This window comes from Streptomyces sp. NPDC111606 (assembly GCF_055656945.1).
Genome location: NZ_JBVKBY010000003.1, coordinates 449,837 through 470,234 on the forward strand (window position 1 = coordinate 449,837; position 20,398 = coordinate 470,234).

A 20,398-nucleotide genomic window follows, 5' to 3' on the forward strand; every position below is an offset into this window, starting at 1 on the left:
ACACGAATGTCGAGTGACCTCTGTCACCGCCTTCATGCGCGGGAGTGGTGCGTTCGCCCTGCTGTGCCGGGAAAGTCACATGTGGTCTCTGTGGTGGACGTGGCCATCTGGACGGCGCCGTGACGGTCGGCTAGCTTCGCCCGCCATGAGGCGTTCGGGGAGCACGCGACGGGTTGGGCGTACATTTCGGACAGTGGCCGCGGGGCTGGCCTGCGGGGTGGCGCTTGCCGCACTGACGGCCGTGCCGGCACAGGCGCACGGGCCGCAGAGCCGGGCGCCGCACTGGGAAGTCAAGGACAGCGGCACACCCGAGGTGCGATTCCGGGGACTGTCCGCCGTCAGCCGGAACACCGCGTGGCTGGCCGGAACCGGGGGCACTGTTGTGCGCACCACCGACGGCGGCGCGAGCTGGCGGAACGTCTCGCCGCCGGGCGCGGCTGAGCTGCAGTTCCGGGACATCGAGGCGTTCGACGCGCGCCGCGCGGTGGTGCTGGCCATCGGGGAGGGGGAAGCCTCCCGCGTGTACCGCACGGACGACGGTGGCGCGACCTGGACAGAGTCCTTCCGCAACACCGACGCGCGGGCCTTCTACGACTGCATGACGTTCTTCGACCGTCGCCACGGCCTGGCGATGAGTGACCCGGTGGAGGGCAGGTTCCGCATCCTGTCGACCAGCGACGGCGGCCGCTCCTGGAAGGTGCTGCCCAGCGCCGGCATGCCCGCGGCGCAGGAGGGCGAGGCCGGCTTCGCGGCGAGCGGGCAGTGTCTGGTGAGCTCCGGGCCGAAGGACGTCTGGCTGGCCACCGGCGGGGCCGCACGCGCGCGGGTGCTGCACTCCCGCGACCGGGGACTGACCTGGACGGCCGCCGACTCGCCGATCCCCGCGGGCGATCCGGCCCGCGGCGTCTTCGCCCTCGCCTTCCGCGACCGCACGCACGGCCTCGCGGTCGGCGGCGACTACCGCCCCGACCAGACCTCCCCGCGGGCCGCCGCCCGTAGCGGCGACGGGGGCGCCGGCTGGCAGCCCGCCGCGCTGCCGGTGCAGGCCTACCGCTCCGGCGTCGCCTGGCTCCCGCACAGCCGCACAGCCGCCCTCGCCGTCGGCCCCACCGGCACCGACCTGACGACCGACGGCGGGCGCACCTGGCGGACCGTCGACACCGGGTCGTACGACACCGTGGACTGCACGCCGGACCTGGGGTGCTGGGCGGCGGGGGAGAAGGGCCGGGTCGCACGGCTGGAGAGCTGACGGCGCATGGTGGGTACTCGGGCGCGGACGGCGAGAGGAGCGACCCCATGCCACGCGGTTCGAGCCCCAAGCGGGAACGCCAGTACGAGCACATCAAGCAGAGCGCCCAGGACCGGGGCGAGAGCGCCGGGCGGGCCGAGGAGATCGCGGCACGGACGGTGAACAAGGAGCGCGCCCGGTCCGGCGAGTCGAAGACCGCCAGCCGCACGTCCACCCAGGACATGTCCTCCGGCAAGCGGGGCGGCCAACGGTCGGGCAAGGGCTCCCAGGGGCCCACCTACGACCAGCTCTACGAGGAGGCCAGGCAGCGCAACATCAGGGGTCGTTCGGACATGAACAAGACCCAGCTCAAGCAGGCGCTGGGCAACAAGTGAGGCTCAGTCCGGCGTCTCGCGGTACCGCTCGAGTTCCGGCGCCGTCTTGGTCGCGCAGAACTCGGTGATCCGGTAGGCACAGACCCCGGCCACCACGAACGGATCGGTCGCGGCGAGCTCCTCGATCAGGGCCCGGTCCCCCGCGACGGCGAGGATCACCCCGCCGTCGCGGGGGTTCTTGCGCCCGGACGCCAGGAAATGCCCCCTCGCGTATTGCTCGTCGAGCCACGCCACATGTGCCTCCAGCACGGCGTCGACGGCCTCGATCGGTGCGGTGTACGTCAGCTCCAGCACGAACATGATCGCGAGCCTACCCCTGGGGCCGCGGCGGCCGGCCCCCTCGCCGTACGCTCGTGCCCACCATGACGACCGTACACATCCCCGCGGGCTGGCCCGCGACCGAGGAAGAGGCCCGCGCCGTCCAGGACGAGCTGCGGGCAAGGGTGGTGCTCGACGAGCCGGGGCCACCGCCCGGATCCGGGCATGTGACCGGCGTCGATGTGGCCTACGACGACGAGCGTGACGTGGTGGCGGCAGCGGCCGTCGTGCTGGACGCCGCGACCCTGGAGGTCGTCGTCGAGTCCACGGCCGTCGGCCGGATCTCCTTCCCGTACGTCCCCGGCCTGCTCGCCTTCCGCGAGATCCCGACGCTGCTGGCCGCCCTCGACGCCCTGCCCTGCCCGCCCGGCCTGGTCGTCTGCGACGGCTACGGGCTCGCCCACCCCCGCCGCTTCGGCCTCGCCAGCCACCTCGGCGTCCTCACCGGCCTGCCCACGATCGGCGTCGCCAAGAACCCGTTCACCTTCACGTACGACGACCCCGCCCCCACGCGCGGATCGTCCGCACCCCTCCTGGCAGGCGTCGAGGAGGTGGGCCGAGCCCTCCGAACCCGGGACACCGTCAAGCCGGTCTTCGTCTCGGCGGGCCACCGCGCAACCCTCCCCAACGCCTGCGCCCACACCCTCGCACTGACCCCCGAGTACCGCCTGCCGGAGACGACGCGCAGGGCGGACGCCCTGTGCCGACGGGCCTTGAAGGAGGCGACCGGTACGAGGACTTAGGGCAAGGGGAGGGCCGGGGCCTGGGTCGACGGCCTCTCAACGGCGGCCGGTGCATCTCAGCCCGTCCGGCGTTTGAGGACGAGGCCGTTCAGGCCGACAGCGGGGGTCTGGGGGCGGCAGCCCCCAGGTACGGGACGGATACGGGCGGCGGGGGCGAAAAACCTCCCGGCCCCCGCCTGACGACGACCCGCGCCGCGGGCTGAGTACCTCGTCTGAGTACCCGTACGGATGTCAGCCCCTTGGGGTGGTCGGCAGGCTGAGTCGCATGACGACGCACCGCTCCCCCAAGCCCCTCGCCGACCCCGACCGCCCCGTCGAGCGTGCCGTGACGGCCGTGCTGGTTCTCGCCACGCTGGCCGGGCTCGGCTGGATCGTCGGGATGATCTACACGATCGCGGGGTGGCCGCTCTAGGGGCCACCCCGGGGTGCCGCTGCAGGAACGGTTCAGCGGGTGGCGGCCACCCGGAAGGTGATCCCCGCCGACCGCAGCCGCTCGATCAGGGCGTCTCCCATCGCCACGGCTGTCGTGACCTGCCCGGCCGTCGGCGGCAGGTCGTCGAAGGCGAGGGACAGGGCCCCCTCCGCGAACATCTTCGCCGTCTCCCCGTACCCCGGGTCCCCGCCCGACACCTCGGTGAAGACCCGCCGGCCGCCGCCCGCACCCACGAAGCGGACGGAGAACCAGCTCTTCGCGCGCTTCTCCGGGCCGGGCCCCTCGCCCGGCTTGAGCCGGTCGGACAACCAGCGCCGCGCGGGCGGAAGTTGGGCGGCCGTGAAGAGCCCGCCCATCGCCGCGACACCGCCGAGCGCGATCGGCAGATGCCGTACGGCGGCGTAGTGGCGGTAGCGGAAGTCGGGGCCGTAGACATCGAGGGCCCGCGCGGACCGCTTGACGACCTGCGGGTCGATCGTCGGCAGCGGCACCGCCCACGCGCCGACCTCCTTGGCGAACCGGGGCGCGCCCGTCGGCGCCTGGGCCCGTCGCCCCATCAGCCGCGGCTCGTGCCGGGCACGGTCACGCGCGGCGGCCAGCATCTGACGCCCGCGCGCGAACTGGTTGAGCGCCGACGCGAACGTGCCGCCCGAGAAGGTGGCATCGACGGTCACGAACCCGTCCACCGTCAGCGGCACGCCCTCCGGCAGCTGCTGGACGGTGAAGTACGCCCCCAGATCGTGCGGGACGGAGTCGAAACCGCAGGCGTGCACCAGCCGCGCACCCGTCTCACGCGCGCGTGCGTCGTGCCGGACGTACGTCCGGTCCACGAACTCCGGCTCACCGGACAGATCGAGATAGTCGGTGCCGGTGTCCGCGCAGGCCGCCACGAGGTCCTCGCCGTACGTCACGTAGGGGCCGACCGTCGTGGCCACCACACGCGCGTGCTCGGCGAGCCGGCGCATCGAGGCCGGATCGGAGACGTCCGCCTCCAGCAGCCCGACCCCATTGCCGCCGTCCGGCAGCCGGTCGCGCAGCCGCTCCAGCTTCTCCTTGCTCCGACCGGCGATCGCCCAGCGCAACCCCTCGGGTCCATGCGCGGCCAGGTACTCCGCGGTGAGAATCCCGACGAATCCCGTCGCTCCGAAGAGCACGATGTCGTACGGGCGATCCGTCCTGTCCAGCCTGGTCATGACACCCCTCGGTCTCGCAGCACGCGCCGTTGTCGGTGGCCGAGGCTAGCGTGAGGGGTGCGGAGCCCGACGACGAGCCCGGAGGTTAGCGGTGGCCGTTCCCAGGACTGCCCTGAAGAAGTGGGAAAAAGTACGCGAGTTCGCCCTCGGGATGCCGGGCGCCGTCGAGGAGTTCCCGTGGGGCGAGACGGTCGCGAAGGTCAACAAGAAGGTGTTCGTCTTCCTCGGCGTCGCCGACGGCAGCTATCCGATGGGCGTCACCGTGAAGCTCAAGGACGAGTCGGCCCACGCCCACGCACTGACCTGCCCGGGCGCCGAGCCCGCCGGATACGGCCTGGGCAAGGCGGGCTGGGTGAGCATCCCGCTGGAGCAGAAGGGCGCCCCGGCGGCGGAGCTGCTGTGCGACTGGGTGGAGGAGAGCTACCGGGTGATCGCGCCGAAACGGCTGATAGCCGACCTGGACGGGCGCGACTGACCCGACCGGACGGTGACCGGCCGGGTGACCGGCCGGTAAATTGGCTAAGCGCTTGCTCGTCAGGTCTTGTGTCCGCTGGAACACGTTCTTAGCATCACTGGTGTTACATCAGTTGTGTCACGCCAATGGGGGCAGGATGACAACGGCACCGACGCCCGGGCACGGCCCGCTCACCGGCGTGCGCGTGGTCGAGCTGGCCGGAATCGGACCCGGCCCCTTCGCCGCCATGCTCCTGGCCGACCTGGGCGCCGACGTCGTCCGCGTGGACCGGCCCGGCGGCACCGGGCTCGCCATCAACACCGAGTACGACATCACCAACCGCAACAAGCGCTCCGTGATCGTCGACCTGAAGTCCCCCGACGGCGCGGCCCGCGTCCTGGACCTCGCCGCCCGCGCCGACATCCTTATCGAGGGCAACCGTCCCGGTGTCGCCGAGCGCCTCGGCGTCGGCCCCGAAGCCTGCCACGCCCGCAACCCCCGCCTCGTCTACGGCCGCATGACCGGCTGGGGCCAGGAGGGGCCGCTCGCCCAGCGCGCCGGACACGACATCGCGTACATCGCGCTCACCGGCACCCTCGGCATGATCGGCAACCCCGACGAACCCCCGGCAATCCCCGCCAACCTGGTCGGTGACTACGCCGGCGGCTCCCTCTACCTCGTCGTCGGCGTCCTCGCCGCCCTCCACCACGCGCGCGCGACCGGCACCGGCCAGGTCGTCGACGCCGCCATCGTCGACGGCACCTCCCACCTCGCCGCGATGATCCACGGAATGCTCGCCGCCGGCGGCTGGCAGGACCGGCGCGGCGCGAACCTCCTGGACGGCGGCTGCCCGTACTACGGCACCTACGAGACCGCCGACGGGCGGTACATGGCCGTGGGCGCCCTGGAGCCGCAGTTCTACGACGAGTTCGTGACCCTTCTGGAGATCCCCGAACACGCCGGCGCGCGCAAGGACTGGGCCCGCTGGGGCGAGCTGCGCGAGGCCGTCGCGGCCCGCTTCAAGGCCCGTACCCGGGACGAGTGGACGGCCGTCTTCGAGGGGTCCGACGCGTGCGTGGCGCCCGTACTGTCCCTGCACGAGGCTCCGCGGCACCCGCACCTGGCGGCCCGCGGCACGTTCACCGACCACGGCGGCATCACCCAGCCAGCTCCCGCGCCCCGCTTCTCCGCGACCCCCACCGCCGTACGCACCGGACCCGCCCAGCCGGGTGCCGACACCGCGGGCGTGGCGCGCGACTGGGACGTACCCGACCTGACGAAGCGCCTCGATGTGGAGGACGCCGGTATGAAGGGCCTCGAATGAAGCGGCAGATCTTCGCCCCCGAGCACGACGCGTTCCGCGCGACCGTGCGCAGCTTCCTGGCCAGGGAGGTGCTGCCGTACTACGAGCAGTGGGAGAAGGACGGCATCGTCTCCCGTGACGCCTGGCGCGCGGCCGGAAAGCAGGGCCTGCTCGGCTTCGCCGTGCCCGAGGAGTACGGAGGCGGCGGCACCCCCGACTTCCGCTACAGCGCCGTCCTCGCCGAGGAGTTCACGCGCGCGGGCGCCCCGGGCCTCGCGCTCGGCCTGCACAACGACATCATCGGTCCCTACCTCACCTCGCTCGCCACCGACGAGCAGAAGCGGCGCTGGCTGCCAGGCTTCTGCGACGGCACGCTGATCACGGCCATCGCCATGACCGAACCCGGCGCCGGCTCCGACCTCCAGGGCATCCGCACCCACGCCGAGGACCGCGGCGACCACTGGGTCCTCAACGGCTCCAAGACGTTCATCTCCAACGGCATCCTCGCCGACCTGGTGATCGTGGTGGCGAAGACGACCCCCGAGGGCGGCGCGCGCGGGCTGTCGCTGCTGGTCGTCGAGCGCGGCACGGAGGGCTTCGAGCGCGGCCGCAACCTCGACAAGATCGGCCAGAAGGCGCAGGACACGGCCGAGCTGTTCTTCCACGACGTCCGCGTGCCCAAGGAGAACCTCCTCGGGGACCTCGACGGCGCCTTCGTCCACCTGATGACGAACCTCGCGCAGGAGCGGCTGAGCATCGCGGTCTCGGCGATCGCCGCCGCCGAGCACCTGCTGGAGATCACCACTGAGTACGTCAAGGAACGCGAGGCCTTCGGCCGGCCGCTGGCCACCAAGCAGCACGTCCGGTTCGAGATCGCGGAGATGGCCACCGAGTGTGCCGTCACCCGCACCTTCCTCGACCGCTGCATAGCGGACCACGACAACGGCGAGCTCGACGCCGTGCACGCCTCCATGGCCAAGTGGTGGGCGACCGAGCTGCAAAAGCGCGTCGCCGACCGCTGCCTGCAACTGCACGGCGGCTACGGCTACATGAGCGAATTCCCGGTCGCCCGGGCCTTCACCGACGGCCGTATCCAGACCATCTACGGCGGGACGACCGAGATCATGAAGGAAATCATCGGCCGTTCCCTGCTGGGCTAAGGCTCTTTCCTGCTCGGCTGACCCTCATCCCCGAAAGGCTTCCCAGTGAGCACCGAAGCGTACGTGTACGACGCGATCCGCACCCCGCGCGGCCGCGGCAAGGCGAGCGGCGCCCTGCACGGCACCAAGCCGATCGACCTGGTCGTCGGCCTCATCCACGAGCTCCGCGACCGCTTCCCGACCCTGGACCCGGCCGCGATCGACGACATCGTGCTCGGCGTCGTCGGCCCGGTCGGCGACCAGGGCTCCGACATCGCCCGCATCGCCGCGATCGCCGCCGGACTGCCGGACACGGTCGCGGGCGTGCAGGAGAACCGCTTCTGTGCGTCGGGCCTGGAGGCCGTGAACATGGCCGCCGCCAAGGTCCGTTCGGGCTTCGAGGACCTCGTCCTCGCGGGCGGCGTCGAGTCCATGTCCCGGGTGCCGATGGCCTCCGACGGCGGCGCCTGGTTCAACGACCCGATGACCAACCTCTCCGTGAACTTCGTGCCGCAGGGCATCGGCGCCGACCTGATCGCCACCATCGAGGGCTTCTCCCGCCGCGACGTCGACGAGTACGCGGCGCTGTCCCAGGAGCGGGCGGCGACGGCCTGGAAGGAGGGGCGCTTCGACCGCTCCGTCGTCCCGGTCAAGGACCGCAGCGGCCTCGTCGTCCTCGACCACGACGAGCACCTGCGCCCGGGCACCACCGCCGACTCGCTCGCCAAGCTGAAGGCGTCCTTCGCGGACATCGGCGACCTGGGCGGCTTCGACGCCGTCGCCCTGCAGAAGTACCACTGGGTCGAGAAGATCGACCACGTCCACCACGCGGGCAACTCCTCCGGCATCGTCGACGGCGCCTCGCTCGTCGCGATCGGCAACAAGGAGGTCGGCGAGCGCTACGGCCTCACCCCGCGCGCCCGCATCATCTCCGCCGCCGTCTCCGGCTCCGAGCCCACCATCATGCTCACCGGCCCCGCGCCCGCGACCCGCAAGGCGCTCGCCAAGGCCGGGCTGACCATCGACGACATCGACCTCGTCGAGATCAACGAAGCCTTCGCGGCCGTCGTCCTGCGCTTCGTGAAGGACATGGGCCTGTCCCTGGACAAGGTCAACGTCAACGGCGGCGCCATCGCCCTCGGCCACCCGCTCGGCGCGACCGGCGCGATGATCCTCGGCTCGCTCGTCGACGAACTGGAGCGCCAGGACAAGCGGTACGGCCTCGCCACGCTGTGCGTCGGCGGCGGCATGGGCATCGCCACGATCGTCGAGCGCATCTGACCCCCTCCCGACGGATCACACGGAGCACCTCCACATGAGCACTGAGTCCACCACCATCCGCTGGGAACAGGACCGCGCCGGCGTCGTCACGCTCGTCCTCGACGACCCCAACCAGTCCGCGAACACCATGAACCAGGCGTTCCGCGACTCCCTCGCCGTCATCACCGACCGGCTGGAGGCCGAGAAGGACACCATCCGCGGTGTCATCATCACCTCCGCCAAGAAGACCTTCTTCGCCGGCGGCGACCTGCGCGACCTGATCCGCGTCACGCCGGACACCGCGCAGGACCTCTTCGAGGGCGGCATGGCGATCAAGCGCCAGCTGCGGCGCATCGAGACCCTCGGCAAGCCGGTCGTCGCCGCGATGAACGGCGCGGCCCTGGGCGGCGGTTACGAGATCGCGCTCGCCTGCCACCACCGCATCGCCCTGGACGCGCCCGGCTCCAAGATCGGCTGCCCCGAGGTCACCCTCGGCCTGCTCCCGGGCGGCGGCGGCGTCGTCCGCACCGTCCGACTCCTCGGCATCGCCGACGCCCTGCTGAAGGTCCTCCTCCAGGGCACCCAGTACAACCCGCAGCGCGCCCTGCAGAACGGCCTGATCGACGACGTGGCCGCCACCCAGGAGGAACTGCTCGCCAAGGCCCGCGCCTTCATCGAGGCCCACCCCGAGTCGCAGCAGCCCTGGGACCGGCCGGGCTACAAGATCCCCGGCGGTACACCGGCCAACCCCAAGTTCGCGGCGAACCTGCCCGCCTTCCCGGCCAACCTGCGCAAGCAGACCAATGGCGCCCCCTACCCGGCCCCGCGCAACATCCTCGCGGCCGCCGTCGAGGGCTCCCAGGTCGACTTCGAGACCGCGCAGGCCATCGAGGCGCGCTACTTCGTGGAGCTGGCGGCGGGCCAGACGTCGAAGAACATGATCCAGGCGTTCTTCTTCGACCTCCAGGCCGTCAACTCCGGCGCCAACCGGCCGGGGGGCATCGAGCCCCGCAAGGTCCGCAAGGTCGCCGTCCTCGGCGCCGGGATGATGGGCGCCGGCATCGCCTACTCGTGCGCCCGCGCGGGCATCGACGTGGTCCTCAAGGACGTGGCGCTGGAAGCCGCAGTCAAGGGCAAGGGCTACTCCGAGAAGCTGTGCGCCAAGGCGGTCTCCCGGGGCCGTACGACGCAGGAGAAGGCCGACGCGCTGCTGGCCCGCATCACGCCGACGGCCGATCCGCAGGACGTGGCCGGCTGCGACGCGGTGATCGAGGCCGTCTTCGAGAACCCCGAGCTCAAGCACAAGGTCTTCCAGGAGATCCAGGGCATCGTCGAGCCGGACGCGCTGCTGTGCTCCAACACCTCGACCCTGCCGATCACGGTGCTGGCCGAGGGCGTGGACCGCCAGGCCGACTTCGTCGGACTGCACTTCTTCTCGCCCGTCGACAAGATGCCGCTCGTCGAGATCATCAAGGGCGAGCGGACCGGCGACGAGGCGCTGGCCCGCGCCTTCGACCTGGTCCGGCAGATCAACAAGACGCCGATCGTCGTCAACGACTCCCGCGGCTTCTTCACCTCCCGCGTCATCGGCCACTTCATCAACGAGGGCGTGGCGATGGTCGGCGAGGGCATCGAGCCCGCGTCGGTGGAGCAGGCGGCGGCCCAGGCGGGCTATCCGGCCAAGGTCCTGTCCCTGATGGACGAGCTGACGCTCACCCTCCCGCGGAAGATCCGCAACGAGTCGAAGCGGGCCGTGGAGGAGGCGGGCGGCGTCTGGGCGTCCCACCCCGCCGAGGCCGTCATCGACCGCATGGTCGACGAGTTCGGCCGCGAGGGCCGCAGCGGGGGAGCGGGCTTCTACGACTACGACGAGGGCGGCAAGCGGACAGGCCTCTGGCCGGGCCTGCGCGAGCACTTCACCCGCGAGGGCACGCAGATCCCCTTCCGGGACATGCAGGAACGCATGCTGTTCTCCGAGGCCCTGGACACGGTCCGGCTCCTGGAGGAAGGCGTCCTGACGTCGGTCGCCGACGCCAACATCGGCTCCATCTTCGGCATCGGCTTCCCCGGCTGGACCGGCGGTGTCCTGCAGTACATCAACGGCTACGAGGGCGGCGTCGCCGGTTTCACTGCCCGCGCGCGTGAGCTGGCGGAGCAGTACGGCGACCGGTTCGCGCCGCCGGCGCTGCTGGTGGAGAAGGCGGACAAGGGGGAGCGCTTCGGGGACGCGTGACACCAGGGGCGGCGGGGGAGTTCTTCGCTTCCGCTGCCCCTGCCGGCCCCGCTCCGGGGGCCGATCTGCCCCTTCCGTAAAGCCCGTTGGGGAGCACAGGCCCCCTTGCCCGGTTCCTGACGGCTCATCACACTCGCCTCATGGAGACGCGTACCGCCCTGGTGACCGGAGCGGCACAGGGCCTCGGGCAGGAGTTCGCCGTCGCGCTCGCCGGGCGGGGGTACCGGGTCGCCGGTCTCGACCTCGTCCCGCAGCCGGAGACCGCCGGAAAGGTCCTGGACTATGTGGAGTTGACGGCCGACGTCACCGACGAGGCCCAGGTGTGCCAGGGGCTGGAGCGCGTCATCGACCGGTTCGGCACGCTGCACGTCGTGGTCAACAGTGCCGACGTCCATCCCGCGAACCTCTTCGAGGAGACGTCGGTCGAGGAGTGGCGCCGGATCATGCGCGTCAACCTGGAGGCGCCGTTCCTGGTGACCCGTGCCGCGCTGCCGTATCTGAAGGCGGCCGGCTGGGGCCGCGTCGTCAACATCGCCTCGGCGGCCGTGCTCACCGCACCGCCCACGATGGTCCCGTACGTCGCCTCGAAGATGGGCCTGATCGGCTTCACACGCTCGCTCGCCGCGGCCCTCGCGCCGTACGACATCACGGTCAACGCCATAGCGCCCATCGAGCGCGGGGCCGGCGCGGACGGCGGCTTCGAGCACGTCCGCGACCGGCGGGCGGTGCCGAAGGCGCAGGCACCGTCCGACCTGGTGTCGACGCTGCTGTACGTCGTGGACGAGGGCAGCGGCTTCCTGACCGGGCAGACGCTCAACGTGTCAGGCGGATCGGCCTTCCTCTGAGACGCCGCCCAGCCAATCCCGCAGCTCCTCGCGCAGGGACCGCTGAAAGGTCGTCAACAGAGCCTGCACCACCAGGGGTTGCATGTGCGCGGACAGTGACTTCACGTCCTGCGTGGCGCGTTGCGAAACCTCACCACGAAAGAGCTGCGCCAACTCGTGCGCGGCGGACCGTGAGTGTCCGATGAGCACCCTGCGCGCCGCGAGGATCGCCTCCTGCGACAGCGGTACGTCCAGCAGCCCGACACCCAGCCGCAGCAGTCCGAGGTCGACGCGGTAGCCGTCGCCGCCGTCGTCCGGCTTCACCACACCCATCGCGACCAGCCGCTCCACGTCGTCGTCGCCGAGCGCCCGCCCCGCCCGCCGCTCCAGCTCCGGCCGCGTCACCGTCTCCACGGCGTCCGGCGCCCAGGAGGCCACCACGGCCCGGTGAATGGCGAGGTCATGGGCGTCCAGATCCGGCGGCAGCTGCTGCACATACCGCTCGATCGCCGCGAGCGTCATGCCCTGTTGCTGCAACTCCTCGATGAGCGCCAGCCGGGCCAGGTGCTCGCGCCCGTAGTGGCCCACTCTGCGCGGACCCAGCACCGGAGGCGGCAGCAGCCCTTTGGTGCCGTAGAACCGCACCGTGCGGACCGTCATGCCCGCCCGCGCGGCCAGCTCGTCGATCGTGAGGGTCGTCTCCTCGGTGCCGGTCGTCATGTGCAGCAGTATCGCTGTCTCACCGGTGCTGTGACACCTCCGGCGACTCGTGGGGCGGGGCGGCACCACCGTGTGAGAAGTAACGCTGTGTGACGTCCGCCACCGCGTGAGCCTGGTTTTCCGGGGGAAGGTGACCCCTTGGTCTGTGCACTTATCAAGCGCACAGGCCATACGTACGTCCGGCCACCCGAGCGCAATCCGCTCGGGCGCACCAGAGAGTGGTACCACCCGTGAGCAAGGACGCCGTGAACACGGCAGTGGCCGCACCTCGCACCGACGCGGCCCAGGTGCCCGCGGATGCGGGCGACGCCGGTTACAGCAAGGACCTCAAGGCCCGCCACGTCAACATGATCGCCATCGGCGGGGCCATCGGCACCGGCCTCTTCCTCGGCGCCGGCGGCCGCCTCCACAACGCGGGCCCGGCGCTGGCAATTGCCTACCTGGTCTGCGGCATCTTCGCCTTCTTCGTGGTGAGGGCCCTCGGCGAGCTCGTGCTCTACCGCCCCTCCTCGGGCTCCTTCGTGTCGTACGCGCGCGAGTTCCTCGGTGAGAAGGGCGCCTACGTCGCCGGCTGGATGTACTTCCTGAACTGGTCGACGACCGGCATCGCCGACATCACCGCGATCGCGCTCTACACGCACTACTGGAGCCTGTTCACCGACATCCCGCAGTGGGTACTGGCCCTGATCGCCCTGGCGGTGGTCCTCGCGGTGAACCTGATCTCGGTGAAGATCTTCGGCGAGATGGAGTTCTGGTTCGCGATCATCAAGGTCGCCACCCTGGTGGCCTTCATGTTCGTCGGCATCTTCCTGCTCGCCACTCAGCACGAGGTGGGCGGTACGACGCCCGGCCTGAGCGTCATCACCGACAACGGCGGTGTCTTCCCGCACGGCCTGATGCCCGTCGTCCTGGTCATGCAGGGTGTGATCTTCGCGTACGCCGCCCTGGAGCTGGTCGGTGTCGCGGCGGGCGAGACCGCCGAGCCGGAGAAGGTCGTCCCGCGCGCGGTGAACTCGATCATGTGGCGTGTCGGCCTGTTCTACGTCGGCTCGGTCGTCCTGCTGGCCCTCCTCCTGCCCGGCTCGGTCTACTCTGCCGACCAGAGCCCGTTCGTCACGGTCCTGTCGAAGATCGGCGTCCCGGCTGCCGACGACGTGATGAACCTGGTGGTCCTGACGGCGGCGATGTCCTCCCTCAACTCCGGTCTCTACTCGACGGGCCGCATCCTGCGCTCGATGGCGATGGCGGGCTCCGCCCCGAAGTTCACGGCGCGCATGAACCGCAGCCAGGTGCCGTACGGCGGCATCCTGCTCACCTGTGCGGTGTGCGTCCTCGGCGTCGGCCTGAACTACCTCATGCCCAGCCAGGCCTTCGAGATCGTGCTGAACGTCGCTTCTCTCGGCATCATCTCGACCTGGGTGATCATCATGGTCTGCCACCTCATCTTCGTCCGCCGCGCCGAGGCGGGCCTGGTGGACCGACCGCACTTCCGCCTCCCCGGCAGCCCGGTCACGGAGATCGCCACGATCGTCTTCCTGCTCGCCTGCCTCGCCATGATGTGGAACGACCCCGAGGTCGGCCGCAAGACCCTCCTCCTCATCCCGGTGATCGCCGCGATGCTGGTCGCAGGCTGGTACGCGATCCGCCGCAGGGCGAACCGCGCGGAGGACCAGGAGCTGACCGAGCTCACGAAGTAATTCGAAGGCCGTTGTCAGAGGCGGCCTCTACGGTGGCGTCATGTCGGAGATCACGTATGTCCGGGGTGACGCCACCGTTGCGTCGGGCAAGGGCGTCAAGGTGATCGCCCATGTCTGCAACGACATCGGGGGATGGGGAAAGGGCTTCGTCCTGGCCCTGTCGCGCCGCTGGCCGGAACCGGAGAAGTCCTACCGCGTATGGCACCGCGAGCGCGCCTCGAACGACTTCGGGCTCGGCGCGGTCCAGTTCGTCCAGGTCGAGCCGTACGTCTGGGTGGCCAACATGGTCGGGCAGCGCGGAATCCGCACCGGCAGCAAGGGCGTACCCGTGCGCTACGAGGCGATCGACGCGGCGCTGGAGCGGCTGGCCGACAGGACGACGGAACTCGGCGCGTCCATACACATGCCGCGGATAGGCTGCGGTCTGGCCGGTGGCAAGTGGTCCCATGTCGAGCCGCTGATCACCGAGCGGCTGGTCCGACGGGGGATCACCGTCACGGTCTACGACCACGGGGAGGACCGGAGTTGAGCCGCGACACCGACGTTCTGGTGCTGGGCGGCGCCGGCGTGGACATCATCGTGTACGTCCCCGAGCTGCCGCTCCCGTACGCCGACAGCTACATGATCGACTCAGGGATCCGCACCCGCGCCGGGCAGACCGGGGACTTCGTGGCCGTCGGTCTGAGCAGCCTCGGTCTGCGTACCCACCACGTCGACTTCCTCGGCGAGGACCCCGAGGGCGACCTCGTGCGCGCCCTGCACCGGGAGCACGGCATCGCCCTCACCGCGATCCCGCAGCCCGCCGGCACCAAGCGCGCGGTCAACCTGGTCGGGCCGGACGGACGGCGGCTGTCCCTGTACGACACAAGCCGCGGATACGCCGAGGACCGCTTGCCGGAAGAGACGGTCCGGGCTCTCGCCGCCGCGAGCCGACATGCCCACGTCTCCATCACCCAACCGTGCGCCCACGCCCTGCCGACCCTCCTCGAGGCCGGTGTCACGCTCTCCACCGACCTCCACAACTGGGACGGCGAGAACCCGTACCACGAGCCCTTCGCCCACGCGGCGGACGTCGTGTTCCTGTCGACGGCCGCCCTGGACGACCCCGAGCGGACCATGCGCCGCATCGCCGAGCGGGGGAGGGCCGAGGTGGTCGTGGCCACGGCCGGAGCCGAGGGCGCCTACCTGCTGACCGACGGCGAGTTGAGTCACGTCCCGCCGGTCCGGCCCGCGGCCCCCGTGGTCGACTCCAACGGCGCCGGTGACGCCTTCGCGGCCGCCTTCCTCCACGGCAGGCTCACCGGCGAGCCACCGCACCGCTGCGCTCTGTACGGCGCGGTGGCCGGCGCCCATGCCTGCACGGTGCCGTCGACGCGGACGGCACCGATAGGCAGGGACGAACTCATCGAGCGCGCAGCCACATTCGAGGGTTCATAGGGCGCCCGTCGACGTCAGTGCTCGTGCACGCCATTCGTCGCCGCGATCTTCTTCCAGGACTTCGGCTGCACCGGATCCGTGTCCGACCTGGCGATGGACGCCGCGCGTGCGGCCGGCGCGGCCGGCTTCGACGGCTCGAACAGCCAGGTGTCGAAGAGCGCTGCCAGCGGCTGCCCGGACACCTCCTCGGCGTACCGACGGAAGTCGGCCACCGACGCGTTGCCGTAGGCGTACTTCTGCGTCCAGCCCTTGAGGATGGCGAAGAACGCCTCGTCCCCGATCTCGTTGCGCAGCGCCTGCAGGGTCAGCGCACCCCGGTCGTAGACCGCGATGTGGAACTGCTTCTCCGGCCCCGGATCCCCGGGCTTGACCGTCCAGAAGGCATCGCCGGCCGCACGCGAGGCGTACACGTAGTCGGCGATCTCCTGCGCCGTCCCCTCACCCTCGTGCTCCGACCACAGCCACTGTGCGTAGCGGGCGAACCCCTCGTTGATCCAGATGTCCTTCCAGTCCTTCACGGACACCAGGTCGCCGTACCACTGGTGGGCGATCTCATGGACCACGACAGAAGTGTTCGTCCCGTTCGCGAAGTTCGACGGGCTGTAGAACGGCCGGGTCTGCGTCTCCAGCGCGTACCCGGTCTTCGTGTTCGGCACATAGCCGCCGAGCGCGTTGTAGGGGTACGGCCCGAAGTACCCGCTCAGCCAGTCGGCGATCTCCCCGGTCCGCTCGATACTCGCCCGCGCCGCGCCGGAGTTGGCGCCCAGGTCCTTGCTGTACGCGTTGATGACCGGAATGCCGCTCTCGCTCGTCCCCGTCGTCACGTCGAACCGGCCGACCGCGAGCGTGGCCAGATATGTCGCCTGCGGTTTGTCGGAGCGCCAGTTGTAGCGGGTCCAGCCCAGGCGTGAACTCGTCGACTGCAGCGTGCCGTTGGAGATGGCCTGCGTGCCGTCCGGGACCAGCACCGAGACGTCGTACGTCGCCTTGTCGAGCGGGTGGTCGTTGCTGGGGAACCACCACCAGGCGGCCTCGGGCTCGTTCGCCGCGACTCCGCCGTCCGCGGTGCGGTGCCAGTTGGTGAAGCCGTACGCCTCCTTCGACGACGGCACGCCGCGGTAGCGCACGACCACCGTGACGTCCGTGCCCTTGGCCAGCGGCTTCTTCGGCGTGATCTCCAGCTCGTGCTCGCCCGAGGTCGCGAACGACGCCTTCGCGCCGTTGACCCGGACCTCGCTGACGTCCAGCAGGAAGTCAAGGTTGAACCGGGACAGATCCTGCGTGGTCCTCGCCAGCAGGGTCGCCGTCCCCTCCAGCTCGTCCGTGGCCGGCTGGTACTTCAGCCGGAGGTCGTAGTGGGAGACGTCGTATCCGCCGTTGCCGTAGGCCGGGTAGTAGGGATCGCCGATGCCCGGAGCGCCGGGGGAGTGGCTCGCGGCCGACGCCGGGATCGCCAGCATCAGCGAGGCGGTCGCCAGTGCGCCCGGCGCCATGAATCTGCGGTGCACGAAAGCTCCAAGTCGTAGGGGCCCGAAGTCTGTCCGGAGCCTATTCACCCCCTGTGTCACGGGTGTGTCCATGACCACCGCTGTCACACGATCGCCATTCGGCCGACATGAGTCCACTCGTCCGGCAGACGTTTATCGGCCACACGTGACCTCACATGCCATCAGTCGCCCCCTTCTGCACGAGAGTTGACCGATGTACCGTCCGCGCATGCCGAAACGCATGCGCTTCACGATCTGGAGACCGCTCGCGACGGTGGCCGCAGCCGCGCTGACGGCCACGTTCCTCTCACCCGCGACGGCGCAAGCCGCCCCGCGGGAGAGCAAGCCCGTGTACTCGTACGAGAACGCCATCCGCGAGGCCGTATGGGTGGACACCGGACTCGACGACGACCGCGACGGAAAGACCGACCGCGTCGCCGTCGACGTCGTCCGCCCCCGGGAGGCGGCGGCACAGGGCCGCAGGATCCCCGTCATCATGGACGCCAGCCCGTACTACTCCTGTTGCGGGCGCGGCAACGAGAGCCAGAAGAAGACGTACGACGCCGACGGCGACGTCGTCCAAATGCCGCTGTTCTACGACAACTACTTCGTGCCCCGCGGCTACGCCTTCGTCGGCGTCGACCTCGCCGGCACCAACCGCTCCGACGGCTGCGTGGACGTCGGCGGCCGCTCCGACATCCTCTCCGCGAAGGCCGTCGTCGACTGGCTGAACGGCCGCGGCAAGGCGTACACGACCCGCACCGGCACGACCAAGGCCAAGGCGACCTGGACCAACGGCCGCACCGGCATGATCGGCAAGAGCTGGGACGGCACCATCGCCAACGGCGTCGCCGCAACCGGCGTCGAGGGCCTGAGGACCATCGTCCCGATCAGCGCCATCTCCTCCTGGTACGACTACTACTTCCAGCAGGGCGCCCCGCTGTACGACTCCGGCCCCGAGTGGCTCTCCGACTACGTCAACAGCCCCGACGCCCGAGCCAAGTGCGGCGCAGTCCAGCAGAAGCTCGTCGACGGGGCCCCGCGCACCGGCGACTGGACGCCGCTGTGGACCGAGCGTGACTACGTGAAGGACGCGCGCAAGGTCAGGGCGAGCGTCTTCCTGATCCACGGCATGCAGGACCTCAACGTCCGTATGAAGCACGTCGGCCAGTGGTGGGACGCCCTGGCCAAGCACGGCGTCGAGCGCAAGATCTGGCTCTCCCAGACCGGCCACGTCGACCCCTTCGACTTCCGCCGCGCCGAGTGGGTCGAGACCCTGCACCGCTGGTTCGACCACGAACTCCTCGGCTACGACAACGGCATCGACCGTGAGCCGATGGCCGACATCGAGCGCCACCCCGACCAGTGGAGCACCTCCAAGACTTGGCCGCCGCGCGGCACCGACGCGACCACCCTGCGCCCCGCCAAGGGCACCGAGGCCGGCGTCGGCAGCCTCGGCCTGCGCAAGGGCAAGGGCACCGAGACCTTCACCGACGACCCGCAGCACAGCGAGACCGACTGGGCCGCGAACATCGACCGGGCCACCCCGGACAAGGCGGGCTTCGTCACCATGCCGCTCACCCGCGACCTGCGCCTGTCCGGCTCCTCCGAGGTCACGGTCACCGCGACCCCGACCACCTCGACGGCCCACCTCTCCGCCGTCCTCGTGGACCTCGGCCCCGACACCATCCGCGACTACGCGTCGAGCGGCGAAGGCATCACCACCCTCACCGACCGCACCTGCTGGGGCGCGAGCACCACCGGCGACAGCTCCTGCTTCAAGGAGACGCGGGCCCGGACGGCCGACGTCGGCCACACCGTCGTCAGCCGCGGCTGGGCCGACCTGGGCAACCACGCCTCCGACCTGAAGGGCGCACCGCTCACCCCGGGCAAGGCGTACACGATCACCCTCGACCTGGCGGCCACCGACCACGTGGTGCCGACCGGCCACCGCCTCGCCCTGATCGTCGCGGGCACGGACAAGGACCTGATCGACCCTCCGTCGACCAAGCCGACGCTCACCCTCGATCTCTCCCGTACGAAGGCCCGCGTCCCGCTGGTCGGCGGCGCCCACGCCTTCGCACGCGCCACGGCGGGCTCCGTCTCCGCCGCGGCTCCCGAGGCCGCGCCCCTCGACGGCTTGACCGCCGCGCCCCGCACCACCACTCACCGCATCCCGGAGGGAGGCCAGTGACCCGCACCCGAGCAGTCACCCTGGTCGCCGCGGCCCTCGCCGCATCCATCGTCGCCGTACCGGCCCACGCCGCCGACTCCACGCCCCGCACCGGCTTCGAGAAGTCGAACGGCGCCCGCTGGACCAGCCAGCCCGAGGAGCAGGACTTCCTCGCGGCCGTCGACAGGGCGAGCAAGCGGGTCTCCGTCAGCCGGATCGGCACGACGAAGCAGGACCGCCCGCTCCAGCTCGTCCGGATCGGCACCCACCCCACCCCGAACAAGGTGCTGCTGATCTGCAGCCAGCACGGCGACGAACCCTCCGGCCGCGAGGCCTGCCTGTCCACCGTCCGCGACCTGGCCTACGCGAAGGACCGGCAGACCCGGCGCTTCCTGGAGCGCACCACCCTGCTGGTGGTGCCCACGGCCAACCCCGACGGCCGGGCCGCCGACACCCGCGGCAACAGCGACGGCGTGGACGTCAACCGCGACCACCTCGCACTCCAGACCGCCGAGGGACGCGCCCTGGCCGCGGTCATCCGCGACCAGCGCCCCGACGTGATCTACGACCTGCACGAGTACGGCGCCACACCCCCGTACTACGACAAGGACCTGTTCGACCTGTGGCCGCGCAACCTCAACACGGACGCCCGCGTCCACGACGAGGCCCAGGCCCTCTCCGGGTCGTACGTGCGCCCCGCCGCGTCCGGCGCCGGTTACTCGACCGGCACGTACGGGATCTGGACCGACCCCGAGACGGGTGATCCGATCAAGCAGGTCGCCGGTGACGGGCAGGAACGCATCCTGCGGAACATGTCCGGCGTCAAGCATTCGGTGGGCCTGCTGATCGAGAGCCGCGTCGATCCGCTGACCGAGGAGGAGAAGGCCGACGAGTCGCTCAACAACCGGCGCCGGGTGTACTCCCAGGTCGCGGCGCTGGACGGCCTGTTCGACTTCACCGACGCCCGTCGCGGACAGGTCGAGGCGGCGACCGGCCTGGCCAGGCTCGCGGGCTTCGCCGACACCGGGCCCGTCTACGTCGGCGGCGCCGACAACGACCCGGCCGAACCCGCCGAGGTGATCGCGGACCCGCCCTGCGGATACCGGCTCACCACCGACCAGTACGCGCAGACCAAGGACGAGCTCACGCTGCACGGAGTGAAGGCGAAATCGACCGCTACGGGGGCTTTTGTGCCGCTTCGGCAGTCCTTGCGTGCCCTTGTTCCGCTCCTCCTGGATGAGCGCGCTCCGTATCACCTCGCCGCTGGTGAGCCCGACACCGACTGCTGAAACGGCTGCGATTGGCGGAATCTGTGGTAGGTCCTGGGAGACGACGTGGAGACGGCGTATCCACGGTTTCCC

19 protein-coding genes are annotated in these 20,398 nt (G+C 70.7%); 15 read left to right on the forward strand and 4 right to left on the reverse strand.

Annotated elements, in window-relative coordinates; genetic code table 11:
- Nucleotides 1-145: 145 nt before the first annotated feature.
- Complete coding sequence (locus tag ACZ7M7_RS13745; RefSeq protein WP_472115969.1) at nucleotides 146-1,249, forward strand: WD40/YVTN/BNR-like repeat-containing protein; 1,104 nt, start codon at nucleotides 146-148, stop codon at nucleotides 1,247-1,249.
- Between the two features lie 47 nt (nucleotides 1,250-1,296).
- Complete coding sequence (locus tag ACZ7M7_RS13750) at nucleotides 1,297-1,623, forward strand: plasmid stabilization protein (RefSeq protein ID WP_383600534.1); 327 nt, start codon at nucleotides 1,297-1,299, stop codon at nucleotides 1,621-1,623.
- A gap of 3 nt (nucleotides 1,624-1,626) precedes the next feature.
- On the opposite strand, the gene ACZ7M7_RS13755 is transcribed toward ACZ7M7_RS13750, so the two are convergent.
- The gene (locus tag ACZ7M7_RS13755) at nucleotides 1,627-1,923 is read right to left on the reverse strand and encodes a YciI family protein (protein WP_383600531.1); all 297 of its coding nucleotides are present in this window, start codon (nucleotides 1,921-1,923) and stop codon (nucleotides 1,627-1,629) included.
- Between the two features lie 62 nt (nucleotides 1,924-1,985).
- On the opposite strand from ACZ7M7_RS13755, the gene ACZ7M7_RS13760 reads away from it, so the two are divergent.
- Together ACZ7M7_RS13760 and mmpA are read left to right on the forward strand one after the other, a co-directional pair.
- A complete protein-coding gene (locus tag ACZ7M7_RS13760) occupies nucleotides 1,986-2,684 on the forward strand; it encodes an endonuclease V (RefSeq protein ID WP_472115972.1) in 699 nt (232 codons plus the stop codon).
- A 265-nt stretch (nucleotides 2,685-2,949) separates the two neighbouring features.
- On the forward strand, nucleotides 2,950-3,096 hold the full coding sequence (gene mmpA, locus ACZ7M7_RS13765) for a morphogenic membrane protein MmpA (RefSeq protein WP_383600528.1): 147 nt from the start codon (nucleotides 2,950-2,952) through the stop codon (nucleotides 3,094-3,096).
- Nucleotides 3,097-3,128: 32 nt separating this feature from the next.
- On the opposite strand, the gene ACZ7M7_RS13770 is transcribed toward mmpA, so the two are convergent.
- Nucleotides 3,129-4,310, reverse strand: coding sequence for a saccharopine dehydrogenase family protein (locus tag ACZ7M7_RS13770; RefSeq protein ID WP_472115975.1), 1,182 nt, complete (start codon nucleotides 4,308-4,310; stop codon nucleotides 3,129-3,131).
- A gap of 91 nt (nucleotides 4,311-4,401) precedes the next feature.
- Between ACZ7M7_RS13770 and ACZ7M7_RS13775 the strand changes: the two genes are divergently transcribed.
- The 6 genes from ACZ7M7_RS13775 (at nucleotide 4,402) to ACZ7M7_RS13800 (ending at nucleotide 11,544) form a co-directional block, all read left to right on the forward strand.
- The gene (locus tag ACZ7M7_RS13775; protein WP_472115978.1) at nucleotides 4,402-4,785 is read left to right on the forward strand and encodes an MmcQ/YjbR family DNA-binding protein; all 384 of its coding nucleotides are present in this window, start codon (nucleotides 4,402-4,404) and stop codon (nucleotides 4,783-4,785) included.
- Nucleotides 4,786-4,921: 136 nt separating this feature from the next.
- Nucleotides 4,922-6,088, forward strand: a complete 1,167-nt coding sequence (locus tag ACZ7M7_RS13780; protein WP_472115981.1) for a CaiB/BaiF CoA transferase family protein — start codon at nucleotides 4,922-4,924, stop codon at nucleotides 6,086-6,088.
- The gene (locus tag ACZ7M7_RS13785; protein ID WP_383622063.1) at nucleotides 6,085-7,227 is read left to right on the forward strand and encodes an acyl-CoA dehydrogenase family protein; all 1,143 of its coding nucleotides are present in this window, start codon (nucleotides 6,085-6,087) and stop codon (nucleotides 7,225-7,227) included. Before ACZ7M7_RS13780 ends, ACZ7M7_RS13785 begins: the two co-directional genes overlap by 4 nt.
- A 45-nt stretch (nucleotides 7,228-7,272) precedes the next feature.
- Nucleotides 7,273-8,487, forward strand: coding sequence for an acetyl-CoA C-acetyltransferase (locus ACZ7M7_RS13790; protein WP_383600516.1), 1,215 nt, complete (start codon nucleotides 7,273-7,275; stop codon nucleotides 8,485-8,487).
- A 34-nt stretch (nucleotides 8,488-8,521) separates the two neighbouring features.
- The gene (locus ACZ7M7_RS13795; protein ID WP_472115984.1) at nucleotides 8,522-10,699 is read left to right on the forward strand and encodes a 3-hydroxyacyl-CoA dehydrogenase NAD-binding domain-containing protein; all 2,178 of its coding nucleotides are present in this window, start codon (nucleotides 8,522-8,524) and stop codon (nucleotides 10,697-10,699) included.
- 140 nt (nucleotides 10,700-10,839) lie between these two features.
- Nucleotides 10,840-11,544, forward strand: coding sequence for an SDR family NAD(P)-dependent oxidoreductase (locus ACZ7M7_RS13800; protein ID WP_472115987.1), 705 nt, complete (start codon nucleotides 10,840-10,842; stop codon nucleotides 11,542-11,544).
- On the opposite strand, the gene ACZ7M7_RS13805 is transcribed toward ACZ7M7_RS13800, so the two are convergent.
- On the reverse strand, nucleotides 11,521-12,243 hold the full coding sequence (locus ACZ7M7_RS13805; protein ID WP_472115990.1) for a MerR family transcriptional regulator: 723 nt from the start codon (nucleotides 12,241-12,243) through the stop codon (nucleotides 11,521-11,523). The two genes, ACZ7M7_RS13800 and ACZ7M7_RS13805, sit on opposite strands and share 24 nt — an antisense overlap.
- Before the next feature lie 230 nt (nucleotides 12,244-12,473).
- Here ACZ7M7_RS13805 and ACZ7M7_RS13810 point away from each other — a divergent pair, with 230 nt between their 5' ends.
- The 3 genes from ACZ7M7_RS13810 to ACZ7M7_RS13820 are packed head-to-tail and all read left to right on the forward strand — an operon-like array spanning nucleotide 12,474 to nucleotide 15,377.
- Nucleotides 12,474-13,940, forward strand: coding sequence for an amino acid permease (locus ACZ7M7_RS13810; protein ID WP_472115993.1), 1,467 nt, complete (start codon nucleotides 12,474-12,476; stop codon nucleotides 13,938-13,940).
- A gap of 40 nt (nucleotides 13,941-13,980) precedes the next feature.
- A complete protein-coding gene (locus tag ACZ7M7_RS13815) occupies nucleotides 13,981-14,469 on the forward strand; it encodes a macro domain-containing protein (RefSeq protein ID WP_383600503.1) in 489 nt (162 codons plus the stop codon).
- A complete protein-coding gene (locus ACZ7M7_RS13820) occupies nucleotides 14,466-15,377 on the forward strand; it encodes a PfkB family carbohydrate kinase (RefSeq protein ID WP_472115996.1) in 912 nt (303 codons plus the stop codon). Before ACZ7M7_RS13815 ends, ACZ7M7_RS13820 begins: the two co-directional genes overlap by 4 nt.
- A gap of 14 nt (nucleotides 15,378-15,391) precedes the next feature.
- Here ACZ7M7_RS13820 and ACZ7M7_RS13825 read toward each other — a convergent pair whose 3' ends face one another.
- Entirely contained in the window at nucleotides 15,392-16,885 is a 1,494-nt protein-coding gene (locus tag ACZ7M7_RS13825; RefSeq protein WP_472115999.1) for a M1 family metallopeptidase, read from the reverse strand.
- A gap of 208 nt (nucleotides 16,886-17,093) precedes the next feature.
- Between ACZ7M7_RS13825 and ACZ7M7_RS13830 the strand changes: the two genes are divergently transcribed.
- Entirely contained in the window at nucleotides 17,094-19,058 is a 1,965-nt protein-coding gene (locus ACZ7M7_RS13830) for a Xaa-Pro dipeptidyl-peptidase (RefSeq protein ID WP_472116002.1), read from the forward strand.
- Nucleotides 19,055-20,326, forward strand: a complete 1,272-nt coding sequence (locus tag ACZ7M7_RS13835; RefSeq protein ID WP_472116005.1) for a M14 family metallopeptidase — start codon at nucleotides 19,055-19,057, stop codon at nucleotides 20,324-20,326. The genes ACZ7M7_RS13830 and ACZ7M7_RS13835 overlap by 4 nt, the downstream gene beginning before the upstream one ends.
- Nucleotides 20,327-20,398 lie beyond the last annotated feature (72 nt).